This window comes from Mycobacterium sp. NGS39 (genome assembly GCF_059812765.1).
Map to the genome: position 1 here is coordinate 17,583 of NZ_JCALDH010000003.1, position 18,035 is coordinate 35,617.

General features: G+C 66.6%; 21 protein-coding genes and 3 pseudogenes. 13 read left to right on the plus strand and 11 right to left on the minus strand.

All coding sequences use genetic code 11. From position 1 onward, the window contains the following. Positions 1-6: 6 nt before the first annotated feature. Complete coding sequence (locus AC5Y39_RS04635; protein ID WP_500016146.1) at positions 7-273, minus strand: YdeI/OmpD-associated family protein; 267 nt, start codon at positions 271-273, stop codon at positions 7-9. A gap of 54 nt (positions 274-327) precedes the next feature. Between AC5Y39_RS04635 and AC5Y39_RS04640 the strand changes: the two genes are divergently transcribed. Genes AC5Y39_RS04640 through ligD form a run of 3 tightly spaced genes read left to right on the plus strand, consistent with a single transcriptional unit; the run spans position 328 to position 2,649 of the window. Then, entirely contained in the window at positions 328-930 is a 603-nt protein-coding gene (locus AC5Y39_RS04640) for a TetR/AcrR family transcriptional regulator (protein ID WP_500016147.1), read from the plus strand. Between the two features lie 8 nt (positions 931-938). Beyond that, positions 939-1,655: an NUDIX hydrolase gene (locus tag AC5Y39_RS04645; RefSeq protein ID WP_500016469.1), complete on the plus strand. Its 717-nt coding sequence runs from the start codon at positions 939-941 to the stop codon at positions 1,653-1,655. A gap of 34 nt (positions 1,656-1,689) precedes the next feature. Continuing rightward, positions 1,690-2,649 (plus strand): non-homologous end-joining DNA ligase, encoded by a 960-nt coding sequence (gene ligD / locus AC5Y39_RS04650; RefSeq protein WP_500016148.1) that lies wholly within the window; start codon positions 1,690-1,692, stop codon positions 2,647-2,649. On the opposite strand, the gene AC5Y39_RS04655 is transcribed toward ligD, so the two are convergent. Next, the gene (locus AC5Y39_RS04655) at positions 2,650-3,885 is read right to left on the minus strand and encodes a multidrug effflux MFS transporter (RefSeq protein WP_500016149.1); all 1,236 of its coding nucleotides are present in this window, start codon (positions 3,883-3,885) and stop codon (positions 2,650-2,652) included. It lies immediately after the preceding gene. A 110-nt stretch (positions 3,886-3,995) separates the two neighbouring features. Here AC5Y39_RS04655 and AC5Y39_RS04660 point away from each other — a divergent pair, with 110 nt between their 5' ends. Next, a complete protein-coding gene (locus tag AC5Y39_RS04660) occupies positions 3,996-4,397 on the plus strand; it encodes a MarR family winged helix-turn-helix transcriptional regulator (RefSeq protein WP_500016150.1) in 402 nt (133 codons plus the stop codon). 15 nt (positions 4,398-4,412) lie between these two features. On the opposite strand, the gene AC5Y39_RS04665 is transcribed toward AC5Y39_RS04660, so the two are convergent. Continuing rightward, positions 4,413-4,565 carry a hypothetical protein gene (locus AC5Y39_RS04665; RefSeq protein WP_500016151.1) on the minus strand — a complete coding sequence of 51 codons (153 nt, stop codon included), beginning with the start codon at positions 4,563-4,565 and terminating at the stop codon, positions 4,413-4,415. A 30-nt stretch (positions 4,566-4,595) separates the two neighbouring features. Next, a complete protein-coding gene (locus AC5Y39_RS04670; protein ID WP_500016152.1) occupies positions 4,596-5,288 on the minus strand; it encodes a TetR/AcrR family transcriptional regulator in 693 nt (230 codons plus the stop codon). A gap of 171 nt (positions 5,289-5,459) precedes the next feature. Here AC5Y39_RS04670 and AC5Y39_RS04675 point away from each other — a divergent pair, with 171 nt between their 5' ends. Next, positions 5,460-7,220 (plus strand): N-acyl-D-amino-acid deacylase family protein, encoded by a 1,761-nt coding sequence (locus AC5Y39_RS04675; RefSeq protein ID WP_500016153.1) that lies wholly within the window; start codon positions 5,460-5,462, stop codon positions 7,218-7,220. Positions 7,221-7,229: 9 nt separating this feature from the next. Here the strand turns inward: AC5Y39_RS04675 and AC5Y39_RS04680 are convergent, their stop codons facing one another. After that, positions 7,230-7,445: an acyl carrier protein gene (locus AC5Y39_RS04680; protein WP_499948127.1), complete on the minus strand. Its 216-nt coding sequence runs from the start codon at positions 7,443-7,445 to the stop codon at positions 7,230-7,232. A gap of 204 nt (positions 7,446-7,649) precedes the next feature. Between AC5Y39_RS04680 and AC5Y39_RS04685 the strand changes: the two are divergent. Together AC5Y39_RS04685 and AC5Y39_RS04690 are read left to right on the plus strand one after the other, a co-directional pair. Beyond that, positions 7,650-8,797 (plus strand): annotated as a pseudogene (locus tag AC5Y39_RS04685) (zinc-dependent alcohol dehydrogenase). A 15-nt stretch (positions 8,798-8,812) separates the two neighbouring features. Beyond that, positions 8,813-9,386, plus strand: a pseudogene (locus AC5Y39_RS04690) (hypothetical protein). 3 nt (positions 9,387-9,389) lie between these two features. Here AC5Y39_RS04690 and AC5Y39_RS04695 read toward each other — a convergent pair. Further along, on the minus strand, positions 9,390-10,928 hold the full coding sequence (locus tag AC5Y39_RS04695) for a PTS transporter subunit EIIC (RefSeq protein ID WP_500016154.1): 1,539 nt from the start codon (positions 10,926-10,928) through the stop codon (positions 9,390-9,392). A gap of 124 nt (positions 10,929-11,052) precedes the next feature. Between AC5Y39_RS04695 and AC5Y39_RS04700 the strand changes: the two genes are divergently transcribed. The 3 genes and pseudogenes from AC5Y39_RS04700 (at position 11,053) to nagA (ending at position 12,854) form a co-directional block, all read left to right on the plus strand. Further along, complete coding sequence (locus AC5Y39_RS04700; protein ID WP_500016155.1) at positions 11,053-11,517, plus strand: PTS sugar transporter subunit IIA; 465 nt, start codon at positions 11,053-11,055, stop codon at positions 11,515-11,517. A 51-nt stretch (positions 11,518-11,568) separates the two neighbouring features. Further along, positions 11,569-11,712 (plus strand): annotated as a pseudogene (locus AC5Y39_RS04705) (glucosamine-6-phosphate deaminase); the annotation flags it as partial. An 8-nt stretch (positions 11,713-11,720) separates the two neighbouring features. Next, complete coding sequence (gene nagA / locus AC5Y39_RS04710) at positions 11,721-12,854, plus strand: N-acetylglucosamine-6-phosphate deacetylase (protein WP_500016156.1); 1,134 nt, start codon at positions 11,721-11,723, stop codon at positions 12,852-12,854. Positions 12,855-12,904: 50 nt separating this feature from the next. Here nagA and AC5Y39_RS04715 read toward each other — a convergent pair whose 3' ends face one another. Together AC5Y39_RS04715 and AC5Y39_RS04720 are read right to left on the minus strand one after the other, a co-directional pair. Beyond that, positions 12,905-13,993 (minus strand): M42 family metallopeptidase, encoded by a 1,089-nt coding sequence (locus AC5Y39_RS04715; RefSeq protein ID WP_500016157.1) that lies wholly within the window; start codon positions 13,991-13,993, stop codon positions 12,905-12,907. Positions 13,994-14,015: 22 nt separating this feature from the next. Beyond that, positions 14,016-14,957 carry an NAD(P)/FAD-dependent oxidoreductase gene (locus AC5Y39_RS04720; RefSeq protein ID WP_500016158.1) on the minus strand — a complete coding sequence of 314 codons (942 nt, stop codon included), beginning with the start codon at positions 14,955-14,957 and terminating at the stop codon, positions 14,016-14,018. A 66-nt stretch (positions 14,958-15,023) separates the two neighbouring features. On the opposite strand from AC5Y39_RS04720, the gene AC5Y39_RS04725 reads away from it, so the two are divergent. The 3 genes from AC5Y39_RS04725 to AC5Y39_RS04735 are packed head-to-tail and all read left to right on the plus strand — an operon-like array spanning position 15,024 to position 16,168. Further along, positions 15,024-15,374, plus strand: coding sequence for a DUF488 domain-containing protein (locus tag AC5Y39_RS04725; RefSeq protein ID WP_500016159.1), 351 nt, complete (start codon positions 15,024-15,026; stop codon positions 15,372-15,374). Further along, entirely contained in the window at positions 15,371-15,802 is a 432-nt protein-coding gene (locus tag AC5Y39_RS04730; RefSeq protein WP_500016160.1) for a hypothetical protein, read from the plus strand. Before AC5Y39_RS04725 ends, AC5Y39_RS04730 begins: the two co-directional genes overlap by 4 nt. 18 nt (positions 15,803-15,820) lie before the next feature. Then, positions 15,821-16,168 (plus strand): cupin domain-containing protein, encoded by a 348-nt coding sequence (locus tag AC5Y39_RS04735; RefSeq protein ID WP_500016161.1) that lies wholly within the window; start codon positions 15,821-15,823, stop codon positions 16,166-16,168. Here AC5Y39_RS04735 and AC5Y39_RS04740 read toward each other — a convergent pair. From AC5Y39_RS04740 to crcB (AC5Y39_RS04750), 3 genes are read right to left on the minus strand one after another with little or no spacing between them, the layout of a single operon-like run. Then, positions 16,162-17,247 (minus strand): DUF190 domain-containing protein, encoded by a 1,086-nt coding sequence (locus AC5Y39_RS04740; protein ID WP_500016162.1) that lies wholly within the window; start codon positions 17,245-17,247, stop codon positions 16,162-16,164. The two genes, AC5Y39_RS04735 and AC5Y39_RS04740, sit on opposite strands and share 7 nt — an antisense overlap. Continuing rightward, entirely contained in the window at positions 17,226-17,591 is a 366-nt protein-coding gene (crcB, locus tag AC5Y39_RS04745) for a fluoride efflux transporter CrcB (protein ID WP_500016163.1), read from the minus strand. The genes AC5Y39_RS04740 and crcB (AC5Y39_RS04745) overlap by 22 nt, the downstream gene beginning before the upstream one ends. Beyond that, on the minus strand, positions 17,588-17,983 hold the full coding sequence (gene crcB, locus AC5Y39_RS04750) for a fluoride efflux transporter CrcB (protein ID WP_500016164.1): 396 nt from the start codon (positions 17,981-17,983) through the stop codon (positions 17,588-17,590). Before crcB (AC5Y39_RS04750) ends, crcB (AC5Y39_RS04745) begins: the two co-directional genes overlap by 4 nt. Between the last annotated feature and the right edge of the window lie 52 nt (positions 17,984-18,035).

Consider the following 18,035-nt stretch of genomic DNA (forward strand, 5'->3'; position numbering starts at 1 on the left):
CGGCGGTTACTTGCCGTTGCGCTCGCGGTGCTTGCAACCCGGCCAGCAGCACGGCCGGCGTTTGCCTTCCTCCAACTCTTCTTGAGTCCGGCGGATGCGGCGCTGGCGCGTCTTCTCCTGCTTGGCGTCCTCGACCCAGCAGATGAACTCGTTGCGGGCCAGTGGAGTGATGTCCTTCCAGGCGGCGAGGGCTGTGGCGTTGGCCGTCAAAGCTTCGCGCAGGTCGGCGGGCAGCTTGTGCACCACGCCACCAGGTACTTGTTGGCTGCTCACGACGACAGGCTAACCGGCGACCGGCCGGCGCTGCGGCACTGGCACAATCACCGCATGGTCGAGCGTTGGACCAAAGAGCGCCGTCTGGAGCACACTCGTTCGCTGCTGCTCGACTCCGCCGAAGATGTGTTTGCCGAAAAAGGTTACGCACCAGCGACTCTCGACGACATCGCCTACGCTGCCGGGTACACCAAGGGCGCCATCTACAAGCACTTCGCCACCAAGGAGGACCTCTTCCTGGCGGTGAGCGACCGGTATTGGCGACGCTACTTCGACAATTTCGCCGAGGTCATATCGGCGGCGAAGCAGCTCGGGGCGCGTGAGCTCGACGACATCGCCGCGAGGTGGCGTCAGCTGAGCCGTGACCGCGGAGCCGAACACGCCGCGCTGGGACACGAATTCACTCTCTATCTGCTGCGCAATCCCGAGGCGCGGGACAGGGTGGCGGCCAAGCGGTCAGAGGTCGTCGAGGCGCTGACCGAGTACATCGTCGAGGGCATCGACCGGCTGGGCGGAACGCTGCTGATTCCGGCGTCGACGTTCGCCCAGGTACTGATCGCCACCAGCGACTCCGTCGTCTTGGGCAGCGAGCTCGACGACATCGACCTCTATCGGCCTGCCGTACAGATGTACGTGTCGGTGATCAAGCTTCCATGAGCGCAGCGGTGACGATCGCCTACGACAGCGCACTGCGCGACCGCATCGCATCGCATCTGGCACGTCATGAGCGTCGAACCGTGACGGACCCCAGCAAGCGGCGGGCGGCGGTGGCGGTGGTGCTCGTCGACTCCGATGTGGGCGAGGACCGGGTCGATCCCGCGCCGGTGGACGACTGGATCGCCGGGCGGCCGATGGAACCGAGCTTGGACGGCCGCATGGTCGACGTGTCAGGTGGTGCTGCTTTTCTGTTGTGTCGCAGGACATCTCGGCTCTCGTCTCATGCCGCCCAGTGGGCGCTGCCCGGTGGTCGCCTCGATCCGGGCGAAACTGTGGTCGACGCGGCGTTGCGGGAACTGGACGAAGAGGTAGGGGTGACGTTGCCCCGGTCGGCTGTGCTCGGACTGCTCGACGATTACCCGACGCGCTCCGGTTACGTCATCACCCCGGTGGTGATCTGGGGCGGCGGGCGGCTCGAGCTCCACCCGGCGCCCGACGAGGTGGTTGCGGTGTACCGCGTCGGGCTGCACCAACTTCAGCGCGACGATTCGCCACGGTTCATCACGATTCCGCAGAGCCCGCGCCCGGTCGTGCAGATTCCGTTGGGAAACGACCTCATTCACGCGCCGACGGGTGCGGTGTTGCTGCAATTTCGGTGGTTGTGTCTGGAAGGTCGGCACGACCGCGTCGACGAACTCGAGCAGCCCGTGTTCGCCTGGAAGTAGCGACCGGTCTGCAACTGGCTCATAAGGTGGACCGATGGCTGGCGGGGAACAACGCGCGGGCATCGACCTGACGAACCTGGATCAACCGCTGAGTCCCGATGCCGGGGCGACCAAGCGCGACCTCGTCGACTATCTGGATGCGGTGGCCGACCGGATGTTGCCTGTGCTGGCCGACCGGCCGCTGACCGTGCTGAGGGTGCTGCGCGGTCGCGCGCCGTTCATGCAGAAGAACGTGCCCAAGTACACCCCCGAGTGGCTGCGCACAGTGTCGATGTGGGCCGAGGCGTCTCATCGGGAAGTCCGCTACCCGGTCTGCGACGACAAACGAACGCTGTTGTGGCTGGCCAACCAGCGCGCGGTCGAATACCACCCGACACTCGGGTTGGCCGACAACATCTACCGCCCGACGCATCTGGTGCTCGACATCGATCCGCCGGCTGGCGCGGACTTCGCCGCCGCGGTCGCGGCCGCCCAGCTGGTGCAGCAGGCGCTCACGGACTGCGGCCTCGCCGGTGCGGTGAAGACCAGTGGCGCCAAGGGAATTCACGTGTTCGTGCCTGTGGACGACAGCGCTGCCGTCGACGACGTCGCGGCGGCCACCCGCGCCCTCGCGGCCCGTGCCGAAGCGCTCGATCCGTCCACTGCGACAACGGCTTTCATTGTGGAGGACCGTGCAGGCAAAGTGTTCATCGACTCCACGCGTGCCGGTGGTGCGACGGTCGTCGCCGCCTACAGTCCACGCCTGCGGCCAGGTATCCCGGTGTCGTTCCCGGTCGCCTGGTCGCAGCTGAGCCAAATCAGGCCCACCGACTTCACACTTCATACCGCCGTTGGCGCGCTTTCCGGTCGCGACCCGTGGGCGGAGGCGATGCCCGCCCCGCAGCGCCTGCCATCCGATCTCATCGAGCAGGGGCGCACCATTCCGGTGGCCCGGGTGGCCGCCATGCATGAAGGCAAACGGCGCGCCCGGGCACGGCGGGCCGGCGGCAGTTGATCAGGCGGGGATCCGCTGGGGGTGTCGAGTCAGAAACAGCAGCGCCGCCGCCGCGACGGCCGCACTGACCACCATGGCGACCGCCATCGGAATCGCGGTGTGGGCGCCGCCGATTCCGACCAGAGGCGCCACCACCGCCGCGCATCCAAACTGTAAGGCCCCCAACACAGCTGAGCCGGAACCCGCCGCGTGGCGCACCTCATCGAGCGCGAGCGACGTCGCGTTGGCCACCACCAGTCCCAAGCTCGCCACTGTGCACCACAGCAATGCCAGCGTGGCCCACAGCACCGGCCCGACGACCGCGTCGACCAGAAGCAGGACCGAGAATAGTGCGAGTAGCCCGACACCGATGTGCAGCAACCGGCGCTGGCCGAACCGGCTGACGATCCGCGCGTTGACCGCATTCATGACCACCAGGCCCACCGCGTTGGAGGCGAAGGCGAACGAGTAGCCGACGACGGGCAGGCCGAGCACGTTCTGTAGCACGAACGGCGACGCCGAGATGTAGGCGAACATCACCGTGAAGCCGAACGCGAATGTCATTGTATAGCCGACGTATCGGCGGTTGGTCAGCACCGAGCGGGCGTCGCGCAACATCGCCAGCGGGCCGCCGGTGCTCCGGCGCTCCGGCGGATGCGTCTCGGTGAGTACGACGCTCACGCCGGCGAACATCAGGACGGCCAGGCCGGTGAGGATCCAAAACACACCGCGCCAGCCGATCAGGTCCATAAGCGATCCACCGATCAGCGGTGCGATTACCGGTGCGGCTCCGTTGATGATCATCATGAGACTGAACACCCGCGCGGCTGCGGCACCGCGCGCCCGATCCGCCACGACCGCCCGGCTGAGCACTACGCCGGCCGCACCGCTGAAGCCCTGCAAGAAGCGAAAAGCGGTCAGGAATGCGATGTTAGGCGCGAGCGCACACGCCGCGCTTGCCAGCACGCAGACTGCGGTGCCGGCCAGCATGAGCGGGCGCCGGCCGAAGCGATCCGACAGCGGGCCGATGAAAAGCTGCCCAAGGGCCAGACCGACCATAAACGTGGTCAGGGTCAACTGAATCGCCGACGCAGTGGTTCCGAACTGCTTGGCCATCACGGGAAAGGCCGGCAGGTACATGTCGATGGACAACGGTGCGACGGCAGTCAGTAAGGCAAGCACGCCAAGCCAACTCAGCGGCACGGCGGGCGACCGCTTGTCTTCCTTGTCTGTCTTGTCGACGGCAATGGAGCTCATAGGGATCCTGACAACGTAGATTTACATATGAAGTTATATGTATTGTAGGTGATGTGCCGAGTGTCCGAAAAGCGGTCCCCGTTCAGGCTGCTCGCGAAGTGGCGGCGGCTGTGCGAACGGTCGTGTGGTCGCTGCGCCGTTTCGGCGAACGACAGGTCGGGCTCGAGCCGTTGCCTCAGTCGGAATTCGAGGTCATCCGCACGGTGGCGGACCATCCAGGAATCACCATTTCAGACGTTGCTCGCATGCTCGGCCTGCAGCAGAGCAACGTGAGCACCACGGTGCGGCGGCTCGTCGAGCGCGGCTTGATCGACCGCACCGCCGATACGCGTGACCGCCGTTCGGCCCGGTTGCGGCTCACCGCAAAAGCGGTGCGGCACAAGCGGATGATCGAAGACGCGTGGGTCGCCGATATCCGCGCGCAGCTGGCCCAGATGACCGACGAGGAAGCCGCGTTACTGGTCGACGCAGCGCCGTTGTTCAAGCGGCTCGCGTCGATGTCGCAGCCCTGACGCGCGTCTTGTGGCTCAGCCGTCTTCGGCTTCGCCGACGCCCTCTGGTGGGGGAGTGGAATAGGCGGGGGACGCCGATGGCGGCTGTTGGGAGCTTTGCTCCGTTTGGTCGACGGACGTGGCTTGGGGAGGTTGATCGTCCTGGCTGGGCTGTTCCGCGGTGGTCATGTGTTCTCCGTTCGATGGTCTCCGCGTCGCCTACCCGGATCGTCGGCGCGGAAAACGCATGCCGTCGGCGCGCGCCCGCAGTGGCGACAGCAGGGCTTGGAGGCCGTATTCGAAAACGGCGTCATAGTCGGTCGGCGACCTGAGTGCCTCGACCAGCGACTGGTCGGGCCAGTCGGATGGCCACAGCGACGGGTCCTCTTCCTCGTGGGCGGGACGGCGGATCGTCGAGAACTGCATCAGCGCCGACGAAATCACGTGCACCTGCACCGCTCGCAACACCAGCGCGGCATCGGCTCCGTGGACGCCGAGTTCGGCCAGCTGGGCCGCCAGCGTCTTCTGGATCGGCAGGAACAGCAGCGGAGTGCGATCACGCTCGTGTGCGATCGCAAGCAGATGCTGCCGTTCGATCAATGCCCTCCGCTGCGAGCGGGCAAGGGACGCAATTCTTTCCACCGGTGTATCGCCATCGACGGCGAGGTCCGCCATTTCACTCAGCAGCCGGTCGACCAGCCTGTCGAACAATGTGTCGCGGCCTCCGACATGCCAGTAGATCGAGGTGACCGCGACGCCGAGTTGTTCGGCGAGCGCGCGCATCGTGAACGCCTCGACCCCTTCCCGCTCGATCAGTCGCGCCGCGGCATCGAGGATCATCTCTGCGCTGATGACCTCCTGCGGGCGTGAGGTTTTGGCGCTGTTACGGATCCTGCGCTGCCGAACCGCCATGTGTCTCACCCCCTGTGATGCGTTGTGCCTCGGGCACCTTCCGGTGGCGATTTCGGTGCGCAAACGTGCGCTGAGCGCCGTTTTGCGCACCGAAATCGCTCAGTCAGCGCTCTGTAACGGTGTTACAGTGAGCCACTGTAGCGGCTGGCACGGCATGTGTAGGGAGCAATCGTGTTCGACCTCAAAATCACTGGTGGCACCGTGGTGGACGGCACGGGTGCGGCGCGGTTCGGCGCCGACGTGGGCGTCAAGGGCGGCAAGATCGTCGAGGTTCGCCGCCGCGGACCGGCCGATCCGCCGCTGGAGGGTGAGGCGGCCGAGACCATCGACGCGACCGGAAAGATCGTCGCGCCCGGCTTCGTCGACATCCACACCCACTACGACGGCCAGGTCAGCTGGGACGATCTTCTCGAGCCGTCGAGCACCCACGGGGTCACCACCGTTGTCGCCGGTAACTGCGGTGTGGGCTTTGCGCCGGTTCGGCCCGGCACCGAGGAATGGCTCATCGAACTCATGGAAGGTGTCGAGGACATCCCGGGATCGGCGCTGTCCGAAGGGATTACGTGGGGCTGGGAAAGCTACGCGGAGTACCTCGACGTGATCGGCAGCCGCAAGCTCGCCATCGACATCGGAAGCCAGATCGCGCACGGCACCGTTCGCGCCTACGCGATGGGCGAGCGGGGCGCCCGCAATGAGCCGGCCACTCCGGAGGACATCGCGACGATGAGCCGGCTGGTGCAAGAGGCGGTGGAGGCCGGAGCGCTGGGGTTTTCGTCGTCGCGCACGCTCGCTCACCGCGCGATGGACGGGGAACCCGTGCCCGGGACGTTCGCGGCCGAGGACGAGCTGTTTGCTCTCGGCCGAGCGATGGCAGCAGGCGGCGGAGCGGTGTTCGAACTGGCGCCGCAGGGCGCGGCCGGGGAGGACATCATCGCGCCGAAGAAGGAACTCGAATGGATGCAGCGGCTCGGCGCTGAGATCGACTGCGCGTTGAGCTTCGCGCTGACCCAAGTGGACGCCGACCCCAACCTCTGGCGTGAGCAGCTCGACATCTCGGCCGCGGCACACGAGAAAGGCAGCCGCTTGCACCCGCAGGTCGCGGCGCGCCCCTTCGGGATGCTGCTGGGCTTTCCCGGTCATCACGCCTTCACCCACCGCCCGACGTATCGTCGGCTGAAGGCCCAATGCAGCCGTGAGGAACTCGCCGCCCGGCTCGCCGAGCCGGCCGTGCGCGCGGCGATCCTCGCGGAAGACGATCTGCCGGCCGATCCAAATGTGTTGTTCGACGGCATGTTTGCGTTCGCGCAGCATTCGGTGGAAAGGCTGTACGCGATCGGCGAGCCGCCCGATTACGAGCCGACACCAGACCGTACCGTCGCTGCGATCGCTCGGGAGCGCGGCGAGGATCCGCTGACGACGATGTACGACTTGATGTTGGAGAACAATGCCGGCGCGATGCTGCTGCTGCCGCTCTACAACTATGCGGAGGGCAACCACGACGCAATCCGCGAAATGCTCACCCATCCCGCCGGTGTCTGCGGGCTGTCCGACGGCGGCGCTCACTGCAGCATGATCTGTGACGCCTCGTATCCGACGTTTCTACTGACGCATTGGGCGCGCGACCGTCGGCGCGGCGACAAGCTGCCGCTGGAGTACGTGATCCGCAAGCAATCTCATGACACCGCGCAATTGTTCGGTCTCACCGACCGCGGAGTGATCGCGACCGGAAAGAAGGCCGACCTCAACGTGATCGACATGGACGCGCTGACCCTTCACGCGCCGCGGATGGCCTACGACCTGCCCGCCGGTGGTCACCGGCTCGTCCAGGGCGCTTCCGGTTACACCGCAACGATTGTCAGCGGTGCGGTGACGCGGCGCGACGGCGTCGACACCGGTGCGCGGCCCGGTCGGCTGGTGCGCGGCGCGCGCTGACGCAGCACTCTAAGCGTGCAGCTTCGCCAGCAATTCGTGACAGCGCTGTGCCCGCTCGGAGTCTTGAGCCATGACTTCTTCGAAGAAGGACGCCACGTCGTCCAGCCCCGCGTTCTTCGCGTCGCGCACGTACTGGCCGTAGTCGTGGCCGGCCTTCAGCGAGTGGTATTGAACGGAAATCAGATCGAAACTGACGTCGTCGAAACCGGTTTCTCCCGTAGCCACAATTCCTCCTGAGCAATTAGTCGTCACCTATAGGTCAGCGGCTACCCGGCAGCGCCGGCCATAAACGACGGAACCGGATCGCGTCGTTTCGCCGCCGACGCCGGCGGGTATCAACCGCGGCAGGGTCGTCGCGAATCGAGGGGCCGGGTTTCTGGCCGGATTATGAAGTAACCGCGGGGCAATCACAAACGTCAGGAGGCGCGCATGCGCGCGATGGTCTACCGCGGGCCGTACAAGGTGCGCGTTGTCGAGAAGGACGTGCCGCCGATCGAGCACCCCAACGACGCGATCGTGCGCGTCACCCTTGCCGCGATCTGCGGATCTGACCTGCACCTCTATCACGGCATGATGCCCGACACGCGGGTCGGCATGACATTCGGGCACGAATTCATCGGTGTGGTCGAACAGGTCGGTCCGTCCGTGCAGAACCTCAAGCCCGGCGATCGTGTCATGGTGCCGTTCAACATCTACTGCGGGTCTTGTTACTTCTGCGTACGCGGCCTGTACTCCAACTGTCACAACGTGAACCCGAACGCCACCGCTGTCGGTGGCATCTACGGCTACTCGCACACCTGTGGCGGTTATGACGGCGGGCAGGCGGAATACGTGCGCGTCCCGTTCGCCGACGTGGGGCCGTCTGTGATCCCGGACTGGCTGGCCGACGAGGACGCGTTGATGTGTACCGATGCGCTCGCGACCGGCTACTTCGGCGCGCAATTGGGCGACATCGTCGAGGGCGACACGGTCGTGGTTTTCGGTGCTGGGCGGTCGGGCTGTACGCCGCGAAGTCGAGCTGGTTGATGGGCGCCGGCCGAGTCATCGTGATCGACCACCTGGAATACCGGCTGGAGAAGGCGCGACAGTTCGCCCAAGCGGAGACCATCAATTTCGCCGACTGTGCCGACATCGTCGTCGAGATGAAGAAGCAAACCGACCATCTGGGCGCCGACGTGGCGATCGACGCCGTCGGCGCGGAAGCCGACGGCAACTTCCTGCAGCACGTGCTGGCAGCCAAGTTGAAGGTGCAGGGCGGCTCACCGATTGCGCTGAATTGGGCGATCGATTCTGTGCGCAAAGGTGGAACGGTGTCGGTGATGGGCGCATATGGCCCCATCTTCAGTGCCGTGAAGTTCGGTGACGCCATGAACAAGGGCCTGACATTGCGGACGAACCAGTGTCCGGTGAAGCGTCAGTGGCCGCGGCTTCTCTCGCATATCAGAAACGGCTATCTGAAGCCGAATGACATTGTCACACACCGTATTCCGCTCGAGCACATTGCGGAGGGCTACCACATCTTCTCCGCCAAGCTCGACGGCTGCATCAAGCCGGTCATCACCACCAACGCAGCTTGAGAAGGGACACCCGCCATGGCCTATACCGCAGAAGGGCCCCCGCGGCCCAACAGCGACGATTTGCGTGCACGGATCCCGGGGTGGGGCGTAGACCTGGACCCCAGCGATCGACCGTCGGTGCCGAAACTCAGATACGACCCGTCAGCGACCGGAGCGCATTGGGACTTTCCCGAACGCCAGCCCGAGAAGTGGCCACGGGAACGCTCGAACGAGCACAAGTTCCTCACCCCCGTCTTCGGTACGTCTACGCCGCCGACCGGCCTTTCCGGCAAGATTCGGCGTGTTGCTTACAAAATACAGCGAGGCCCGTGCGGCGCACTGGTTGCTGCTGATCGCCGCAGACCGGGTGAATTCCGTTGAGGCTCAACTTGTTTCGCTACTGACCGGCCACCCTGACAACCCGATCACGGAAACGGGTGTCAAGAGCGAGTTCACCCATCACGGGCTCACGTCGCGGTTCGGAACCAACCGGGTGGACCGCAACCACATGTGGATAGACCCGATCCTGATCGGCGGGCCGTACATCCTCGCGGCGGTGGGGGCCGGCGCGGCACTACGGCGGATACGTCGACTCCGCCGCAGCCACTAGCCCCTAGAGGATGTCGACGATCTGGTTCTTCAAATCCTCGGCCGCAGTTCCGAAGACCGCTTGCACGCTGCTCCCCACCTCCACCACCCCGGCCGCTCCGAGACTGCGCAAGCGGGCACGGTCCACCTTGGTCGGGTCGCAGACCTCCATCCGCAGCCGGGTGATGCAGGCGTCGACGTTCACCACGTTCTCGCGGCCGCCGAACGCGGCAATGACCTGCTCGGCCGTGCTGGGGGGCGTGGCGTTCACCGACGTCGCCGAGTCGCGGCCCTCGCTGAGGTTCGCGTCTTGCTCGGCCTGGAACTCGGCGTCGGGCTCGCACCCCGGAGTCCGCAAGTTCCACTTCGTGATCGCGAACCGAAACAGAGCGTAGTAGACGGCGGTGAACACCACGCCAACGACGACGAGCACCGGGATGTTCTTCGCGGCCGGCGCCGTGCCGTAGAGCAACAGGTCGATCAAACCCGCCGAGAACGAGAAACCGAGATGAATGTCGAGCAGGTACGCGACGGCCAGCGACACTCCGGTGAGAACGGCGTGGATGAGATAGAGCGGGAACGCGACGAACATGAACGCGAACTCCAGCGGCTCCGTCACCCCGGTGAGGAATGCGGTGAGCGCCGCCGCGGACAGGATGCCGACGGCAACCTTGCGCCGGCGTTTGTCGGCGACGTGGATCATGGCCAGGGCGGCGCCGGGCAGCCCGAACATCAGCACCGGATAGAAGCCCGAGGTCAATATCCCGGCGGTCGGGTCGCCGGCAGCGAACCTGGTGAGTTCGCCGGTGGCGACAGTTCCGTCGTGCGGATAGCTGCCGTAGATGAACCAGACGTACGAGTTCAGGATGTGGTGCAGGCCGAACGGGATCAACATCCGGTTGGCGAACCCGTAGACGAATGCGCCCAGCGCGCCCGAGCCGCCGATGAACGCCCCGAGGCCTTTGAGCCCGGCGTCGAACAGCGGGTAGAAGTAGCTCATCGCGAACGCGATCACCAGGCTTGCCAGCGACACCACGATCGGCACGAACCGGCGCCCGCCGAAGAACCCGAGATATGACGGCAGCGCGATCGTGTGATAGCGGTCGAACAGCGCGGCCGTCAGCAGCCCGACCACGATGCCGCCGAAGACGCTGTAGTTGATCTGAGCCTGTTCGCCTGCCTTGTCGAGAACGCCGGCGAGCACGATCGGCGACATGGTCTTGAACACGGCCTGCATCACCAGGTAGCCGACGACGGCGGCCAGCGCGGTCGACCCGTCGGCCTTCCGTGCGAAGCCAATTGCGACGCCGACCGCGAAAAGCAGCGGCAGATTGGTGAACAGGGCCCCGCCGGCGGCGCTCATCGCACTGAAAAACGATCCGATCACTGGGGAATGGATCCGGCCGAGCAGATCGTCCTGGCCGAGCCGCAGCAGGATACCGGCCGCGGGCAGAACGGCGATCGGCAACATCAAGCTCTTGCCCAGCCGCTGCAACTGCGCGAACCCGGGCACCCGAAGACCCGACTTCGCCGGTGGCTCTTGCGCTTTGGTCATGTCGCTCATCATCTGCACCTTCCCGCGCACGGCTGTCAGCCCGGCACAGCTCAGCGGAAGCTTAGACCAGGAGTTCTCGAGGTCCTGCCGGCTTCCGGCACGGTGCACGTCGGCGACTATCTATCCTCCTGATGTGACTGAGACGGCCGTCGCCGCGCCCATCGGGGGCCGCGTGGTTGCGCTTGCCGACGTGCCGGATCCGGTCTTCTCAGCAGGAATGGTGGGCTACGGCGTTGCCATCGACCCGCCCCGAAGGATCATCCACGCAGTAGCACCGGTGGCCGGAAAGATCGTGAAGCTGCTGCCGCACGCCTTCGTCGTGGTGACGGCCGATGCAGGAGGCATCCTCGTCCATCTCGGCCTCGACACGGTCCGGTTGAACGGCGAGGGTTTCACCGTGCATGTGAGGCAGGGCGACGACGTCGCGGCGGGCCAGCTCGTCGCCACTTACGACGTGCCGGCGGTGCGATCCAAGGGGCTCAATCCCGTGGTGCCTGTGGTGGTGATGGATGAACGCGAGTCCGGCAACGTCATCCCTGCCGTTTCGGCCGGTACTGAAATCACAGCCGGCGCAGCACTTTTCACAGCGGTGAAATAGATGGAAGCTCGTCGCTGGTGTCGCGCAGCAGGATCAAGACACTCACCACCCGTCAGCGCGATGTGGCCGGCGACCATACTTCAGCACCACCCGCACGCGACCGCGTTGCCGAACAAGGCTGCCGCACAACGGCTTCGGCGTGCCGGCTACTACCGCGAGGCATACCGCGCGAAGCCGTCCTGGCAAGGGTTGTGACACGCGGCATGTTGATCACCGCTGACACCGTGCTGACCGGCTGGAGTTTGTTGCGGCCCGGGTGGATCGAGGTCGACGGCGGCACAGTGGCTGCGCTCGGTGCCGGGGCGCCGCCGCGACCTGCCGACCGTGACCTGGGCGCAGTCACGGTGGTGCCCGGGTTCGTCGACACCCACGTGCATGGCGGCGGCGGCGCGCACTTTTCCGCCGCATCGCCTGCCGGCACCGCCGTCGCCGCGCAACTGCACCGCCGGCACGGCACCACGACGCTGGTGGCCTCGCTTGTCACTGCGGGTCCGGCACAGCTGCTTCGCCAGGTCGAGGCGCTGGCCGAGGACGTCCGGCAAGGCACGATCGCCGGGATCCACCTGGAAGGCCCATGGCTGGCCGCCGAGCGGTGCGGTGCCCACGAGCCGTCCCTGATCCGCGACCCGGACCCACGCGAACTCGATCGGCTACTCGCCGCGGGTGACGGGACGATCAGGATGATCACCCTGGCGCCGGAGCGACCCGGTGCGCTGGCGGCGATCCGTCGCATCGTCGACGCCGGCGTCGTCGCCGCGGTCGGGCACACCGAGGCGACTTACGAACAGACGCGGGCGGCGATCGACGCGGGCGCGACGGTGGGGACACATCTGTTCAACGCGATGCGCCCGATCAACCATCGAGAGCCCGGGCCTGTGATTGCGCTGCTCGAAGATGCCCGTGTGACAGTCGAATTGATCACCGACGGTGTGCACATCGACCCTGCCTTGTACCGGCATGTGTTCCGAAGCGCCGGCCCCGACCGGGTGTCGTTGGTCACCGACGCGATCGCCGCGGCCGGAATGCCCGACGGCGCTTACCGACTCGGGCCGGTGGCGGTGGACGTCGTGGACGGCGTGGCCCGAGTCGCGGGCACCCACACCATCGCCGGCGGCACTGCCACCATGGACCAGGTGTTCAGATTCGCGGTGGCGCACAGCGGATTACCCCGTGACGAGGCGTTGATGTCAGCGGTGCGGCAGGCCTCGGTCAACCCCGCTCGCGCACTGGGCCTGCCGTGCACCGGGTTGGCGGTCGGAGCGAGCGCCGACCTGGTGGTGCTCGGCCCAGAGATGGACATCGACGGCGTCATGCGCCAGGGCCGAATGTTGGCTTAAGCCACGGCGCGCGCCCGGAAGCGTGGATCAACCCCACACTCGGCACGCCACTACTCGTCAGTGAGCAGAAACTCGACCAGCACCCGGCTCATCGACGGAATCGCCTCGCGCGCAATCACTTCGTAGCCGTGGGTGCTCAGCGTCGGCAGGCTCAGCAACCCTGCGCGCGGCGTGATGCCTTGGGCTTTCGCGTGCGATGCGTCGGACTCGAACGCACCCAGGGTGGCGGCCTGGGGTGACAAGCCCAATTCCCCGGCAATGTCCATCAATCGGTCAGCGACGTCCTTGTCGTAGACACAGAGCGCATCGCCGTACGCGACGATCGGGCCGCCGCCGACGCTGGTGGTGTATTCGGCTTCCGTCGGGCCTACCTCCAGCGCCAGCGTGAGGTCGCCGGGAAGGGTCCGACTCGCGTAGGAGCCACCCACGCCGCCGATTTCTTCGTTGGTTGTGAACACAAGGTAGGCATCGCGTTTCGGGCGCTGTCCGCGTTGCCGGATCATCTGCGCCACCTGCAGCAGTGCCGTTATCGCCGCCCGGTCGTCCATGAAATAGCAACCGAGGTAATCGCCGACCTCCACCAACGTGCGCTTGCTTCGATCCACGCACACCCTGGTCCCGGGCCGCACGCCGGCTTCGGTGAGTTCCTCCGGCGTGCGCCCGGTGAAGACGTACACATGCGGCCAGTCCAGTGACTTGTCTCCGCCGTCCGGCTTGGTCTGCCAGATCCGCTGGCTCTCTGTGGTCGTGTGCTCCGAACCCAGCGCCAAGACGCCGATCAGCTTCTGCTGGTTGCCGAGGACCGCGACCGGACCCAGCCCGAAGTTGCCCGGGTACATCGTGCCCAGCGGCGTCAGGTGCAGGGTGCCGTCCGGCTCCACCCGCTTGACCACCATCGACAGCTCGTCCATGTGTGCCATCACCCGAGTGGCCGGTGCATTTTGCGCGTCACTGCGAATGAGCCCGATGAGGTTTCCCGCTTCGTCTACCCAGGTTTCGTCGACCAAGGGTTGCAATTCGCGGCGGCAGATGTCGCGGACCTCGTCCTCCTGCCCGCACGGACCGTACGTGTAGAGCAGCTCTTGCAACAGCTCCCGCCGAAACCCGTCTGTCATACCGCTTTCTGCGCGATCACCCATGCGTGCACGATGTCATGCTGTCCTAATCGTCGTCGGCGTCGGGCGGATACGGCATGCCGAATTCGTCGGCCAGCAGGCTTTGCACGATGATCATCGCCGCCTGCGAACCTGCCGCGATGGCGCCGGCCACGTACGGCTGCTCGGTGCAGACGTCACCGGCTGCGAACACCGAGCCGGCGCTGGTGCGATGCAGTGAATCCACTCCGATGGTGTCTGGCGCAAGCGGGCCGGGCGTGCAGGTGGCGCCGAGCTGTTCGGCGAGCTGGGAGTGCTGCCGCAGCGGCGCCTCCACCAGCAGGCCGTCTCGTTCCAGGCGAGTGCCGTCGGCGAACGCGATCGCGGTCAGCTGCCCGTCGTGCCCGATCAGTTCGACGACCCGCCGCTCCTCGATGGTGATCTTGGCCGCGTCCAGTAGCCGGCGTTCCTCAGGGCCGAGTTTCGGCGGCCCGTCGGTGAGCAGCACGACGTCTTCGCTCCACCCCCGCAGCATCAGGGCCGCATGCACGGCCTCTTCGCCGGCCGCCAGCGAAGCCAGCCGCTTGTCGCGCATCTCCCAGCCGTGGCAGAACGGGCACTGGAACACCGACTTGCCCCACATGTCGGCCAACCCGGGCAGCTCTGGGGGGCAATAACGCATGCCGGTGGTCAGCAGCACGCGTTTCCCGTGGACCAGTTCGCCGTCGTCGAGTTCGAGGTCGAAACCGTCGTCGACGGGAGCGCCTCGGATGACCCGGCCGTCGCGGATCTCCACGCTGGGGTAGGCGGACAGTTCTCGCCGGCCGAGTGCGTACAGCTCTGCAGGTGGACGTCCGTCATGGCCGAGCAGCCCACCGACGCCCTGCGATGCCAAGTTGCTCTGCTCGCCGGCGTCGATAAGCAATGTGCGACGACGGGCTCGGCCCAGCACCAGCGCCCCACTCAACCCGGCCGCGCCGCCGCCCACCACGATGCACTCCCAAACCATGAGGGGTCTAATTGCGCGTGGCGGCGGAGCTCAAACCTCTGTCCGACAGTTGTGAGACGATCCGAGATGCGCATCGCCAGGATCTATGACCCTATGCAACCCGGCGACGGTGTGCGGGTGCTCGTCGACCGGCTCTGGCCACGCGGCGTCCGCAAAGACGATCCGCGGATTGACCGCTGGATCAGAGACGCCGCGCCGTCGTCGGAGCTACGTCGTTGGTACCACCACGATCCCGCTCGCTACGACGGGTTCGTCGCCCGCTACGAACACGAGCTTGCGCAGCCGCCCGCCCAGCACGCGCTCGATGAGCTCCGAAACCTCGCCGACGCGGGGCCGGTTACGCTGCTCACGTCCGCAAAGGATGTCGAGCACAGCCATCTCGTGGTGCTCGCACGATTGCTGGAAAGGACTTCATGACCGCACCCTGGGCGGTCGCCGTGGCGGCGATTTTCGTCTGGCTCGGCATGGTGCTGGCGATCTCGTTCCTGGAGGCGCCGTTGAAGTTCCGGGCGCCCGGGGTCACGCTCAAGATCGGGCTGGGCATTGGTCGGCTGGTGTTTCGTGCGCTCAACGGCACCGAAGTCGTGCTGGCCGCGGTGGTGCTGGTGGCGCTGGCGTTCAAGTCGCCGCCGCTGGCGATGCTCGTTGCCGTGTTCGTCGCGGTCGCTGCGCTGGCTGCGCAGCTGGTGGGCGTCCGCAGGTACTTGACGCGGCGGTCTGACGCCGTGCTGGCGGGGGAGGACGGGCAAGGTGGGCGCTCGCGCGCGCACTACGTTTACGTCGGGTTCGAAGGGATCAAGGTGATCGCGTTGCTGGTGTCCGGCATCCTGTTGCTGGCCGCGTGACGCCGACGAGGAGGAACGATGGAATCGTTGTCATTGACGGCAGTCGCCGACGAACAGCTGGCCCGGGCGCGCCAGTCCAACAGCGGGCGGTCGGCCCAGACCATCTACGGGGGCCACGAACACTTTCTGCGGCAGACGGTGATGGCGATTCTGGGCGGCCACGAGATGGCCGAGCACAACAGTCCCGGCGAGGCAACGTTGCAGGTGCTGCAGGGCGAAGTGAAGGTGACCGCTGGCGACGACTCCTGGCAGGGCGCCATCGGCGACTTTCTGGTCGTCCCGCCCGTCCGGCACAGTCTGCAGGCCGTCGAGGATTCGGTCGTGCTCCTGACCGTGCGCGCTGACAGCCGGGAACGGATTCAGTAGCGGTAGTCGGCCAGCTGTGTGCCGCCGATGCGCTCGTCGCCGTCCACGAGGACGAGCGCCGGCACCATCTCGCTGGTCACCAGCCCGTGCTCGCCCGTGAAGCTGTCGATCACGTCGAAGCTGCGGGCGATGCGGTCTGGGGTGTCGACGACGACGGTGGTCACCGGAACGCGCCGACTCACCTGAAACAGCTTGTCGCCATGGGGTTTTCGCGAACCGTGAAATCCCCAGACGCCGCGCAGCACCGTCGCGCCGCTGGCCGCTCCGCCCGCGCGGAGTTCACGGACCAGCGCGCGGTGTACCGGCGCGCCGCGGTGAAGTGCCGCAGACGACGTGTAGACCGTCAGCTTCTGCCACAGCGGCCTGCCGTGGCCGTCGGTCGTCGGCAACGGTTCAGGGCGAGCCAGCAGCGTGCCGTCGCGTTTGCATACGCGAACGCGCTCGACGGTGAACAGCGGATGGCGCACCATCGCGGTGAGCCGAGGCAGCACGTCGGCGATGGCGTCGGCGCTGCCGACCGCGATGACCATCATCGGCACGTCGACGTTGCGGCTGAAGAAGCGGGCACGCCGGCGCTCGCCGCGCACGGTGCCGTCGACGCCGAGGAACGCCGACGCGCCGGCCAGTCCTCCGCGGTAGAGCATGTCGCAGATCGCGATGTATGCCGGCACGCCGTCCACGCGTTCTTGACGGCCGACGTAAACCGTGAGCTTCGCGGCATCAGTGGCCGGCGGCGGCGGTTCCGTGAGGCTGGTGAGTAGCCGGGCCCGCTCCAGCGTGATCAGCCCGGTCGGCGTCAGCTCCACTACGTCGTCGACAAGCGCTGAGATCTTCTCGCGTGCGTCCACCGCCGCCACCGCCACCGGCGGGTCCTCCGACAGGCTCAGCCACTCGTCGCTGCGCAGCTGTTTGCGCGGGCCGAACGACGCGACGCCGCGCAGCATCACGCTGGTGGCAACGGCTCGCTCGGCGTACAGCGCCAGCAGCTGCTCGGCCAGAAACCGGCCGTCGACGCGTTGGCGCTCGCCGAAGTAGGCGGTCAGCTTCAACGCGTCGCTCACAGCCGGCCCGCGATCCATTGGCCTGCCACCGCCGCGGCGACGCCGAGCACCATGCTGACGACGATGTTGGCCGCGGCCGGCCAAATCTGCCGCTCCTCGGCGAGCCGCTGAGTTTCCAGCATCCAGGTCGAGAACGTGGTGTAGGAGCCGACGAAGGCGGTGCCGGCCAGAAGCGAGACGTGATGGCTCAGCGTCAAACCCGAGAGCAGACCGAGCAGCATGGCGCCGGTGAGGTTGACCGTCAGCGTGCCGAACGGAAACGGCTTGACGACCCTCCGGGCGACCGCGCGGTCGACCAGGAAGCGCAGAACGGCGCCGGCGCCGCCGAGCAGCACGACGCCCGTCCACACTGCGACCGTCATGCCCGAACCCGCACCCGGCGCACCAGGGCGGTGGCCACGTAGACCGCGAGCAGCCCCGCCGCGATGCTGGCGCCGGTGTAGCCGGCCGCCAAGCCGTAACGGTGGTCTTCGAGCATGCGCAGGGTCTCCACTTGCATGGTCGAGAACGTGGTCAGCCCGCCGCACAGGCCGGTGCCCAGAAGCGGCCGCCGGTAGCTCGACAGCGGCAGGCGTTCCAGCAGCCGGGTGGTGAAGTAGCCCAATAGGAATGCGCCGACGATGTTGACGACGAACGTCGGCCACGGCCACTGCCCGGGGCGTGGATCGGCCAGCGCCGTGAGACCGGCGCGGGCCAGGGTGCCGAGTGCTCCTCCGGCGAACACGGCCAGCAGCTCGCGTCGGTCGAAGGCCATGGGGCAAAGTATCCACGACCGCTCGACGAGGTCCGCGGTTCTGCGCTGTCGC

Excerpts from the sequence above, each read along its gene's own strand:
- AC5Y39_RS04640 (WP_500016147.1), top strand. The coding sequence starts at position 328 with ATGGTCGAGCGTTGGACCAAAGAGCGCCGTCTGGAGCACACTCGTTCG.
- ligD (WP_500016148.1), top strand. The coding sequence starts at position 1,690 with ATGGCTGGCGGGGAACAACGCGCGGGCATCGACCTGACGAACCTGGAT.
- AC5Y39_RS04655 (WP_500016149.1), bottom strand. The coding sequence starts at position 3,885 with ATGAGCTCCATTGCCGTCGACAAGACAGACAAGGAAGACAAGCGGTCG.
- AC5Y39_RS04665 (WP_500016151.1), bottom strand. The coding sequence starts at position 4,565 with ATGACCACCGCGGAACAGCCCAGCCAGGACGATCAACCTCCCCAAGCC.
- AC5Y39_RS04670 (WP_500016152.1), bottom strand. The coding sequence starts at position 5,288 with ATGGCGGTTCGGCAGCGCAGGATCCGTAACAGCGCCAAAACCTCACGC.
- AC5Y39_RS04695 (WP_500016154.1), bottom strand. The coding sequence starts at position 10,928 with ATGAGCGACATGACCAAAGCGCAAGAGCCACCGGCGAAGTCGGGTCTT.
- nagA (WP_500016156.1), top strand. The coding sequence starts at position 11,721 with ATGTTGATCACCGCTGACACCGTGCTGACCGGCTGGAGTTTGTTGCGG.
- AC5Y39_RS04715 (WP_500016157.1), bottom strand. The coding sequence starts at position 13,993 with ATGGGTGATCGCGCAGAAAGCGGTATGACAGACGGGTTTCGGCGGGAG.
- AC5Y39_RS04720 (WP_500016158.1), bottom strand. The coding sequence starts at position 14,957 with ATGGTTTGGGAGTGCATCGTGGTGGGCGGCGGCGCGGCCGGGTTGAGT.
- AC5Y39_RS04725 (WP_500016159.1), top strand. The coding sequence starts at position 15,024 with ATGCGCATCGCCAGGATCTATGACCCTATGCAACCCGGCGACGGTGTG.
- AC5Y39_RS04730 (WP_500016160.1), top strand. The coding sequence starts at position 15,371 with ATGACCGCACCCTGGGCGGTCGCCGTGGCGGCGATTTTCGTCTGGCTC.
- AC5Y39_RS04735 (WP_500016161.1), top strand. The coding sequence starts at position 15,821 with ATGGAATCGTTGTCATTGACGGCAGTCGCCGACGAACAGCTGGCCCGG.
- AC5Y39_RS04740 (WP_500016162.1), bottom strand. The coding sequence starts at position 17,247 with ATGGATCGCGGGCCGGCTGTGAGCGACGCGTTGAAGCTGACCGCCTAC.
- crcB (WP_500016163.1), bottom strand. The coding sequence starts at position 17,591 with ATGACGGTCGCAGTGTGGACGGGCGTCGTGCTGCTCGGCGGCGCCGGC.
- crcB (WP_500016164.1), bottom strand. The coding sequence starts at position 17,983 with ATGGCCTTCGACCGACGCGAGCTGCTGGCCGTGTTCGCCGGAGGAGCA.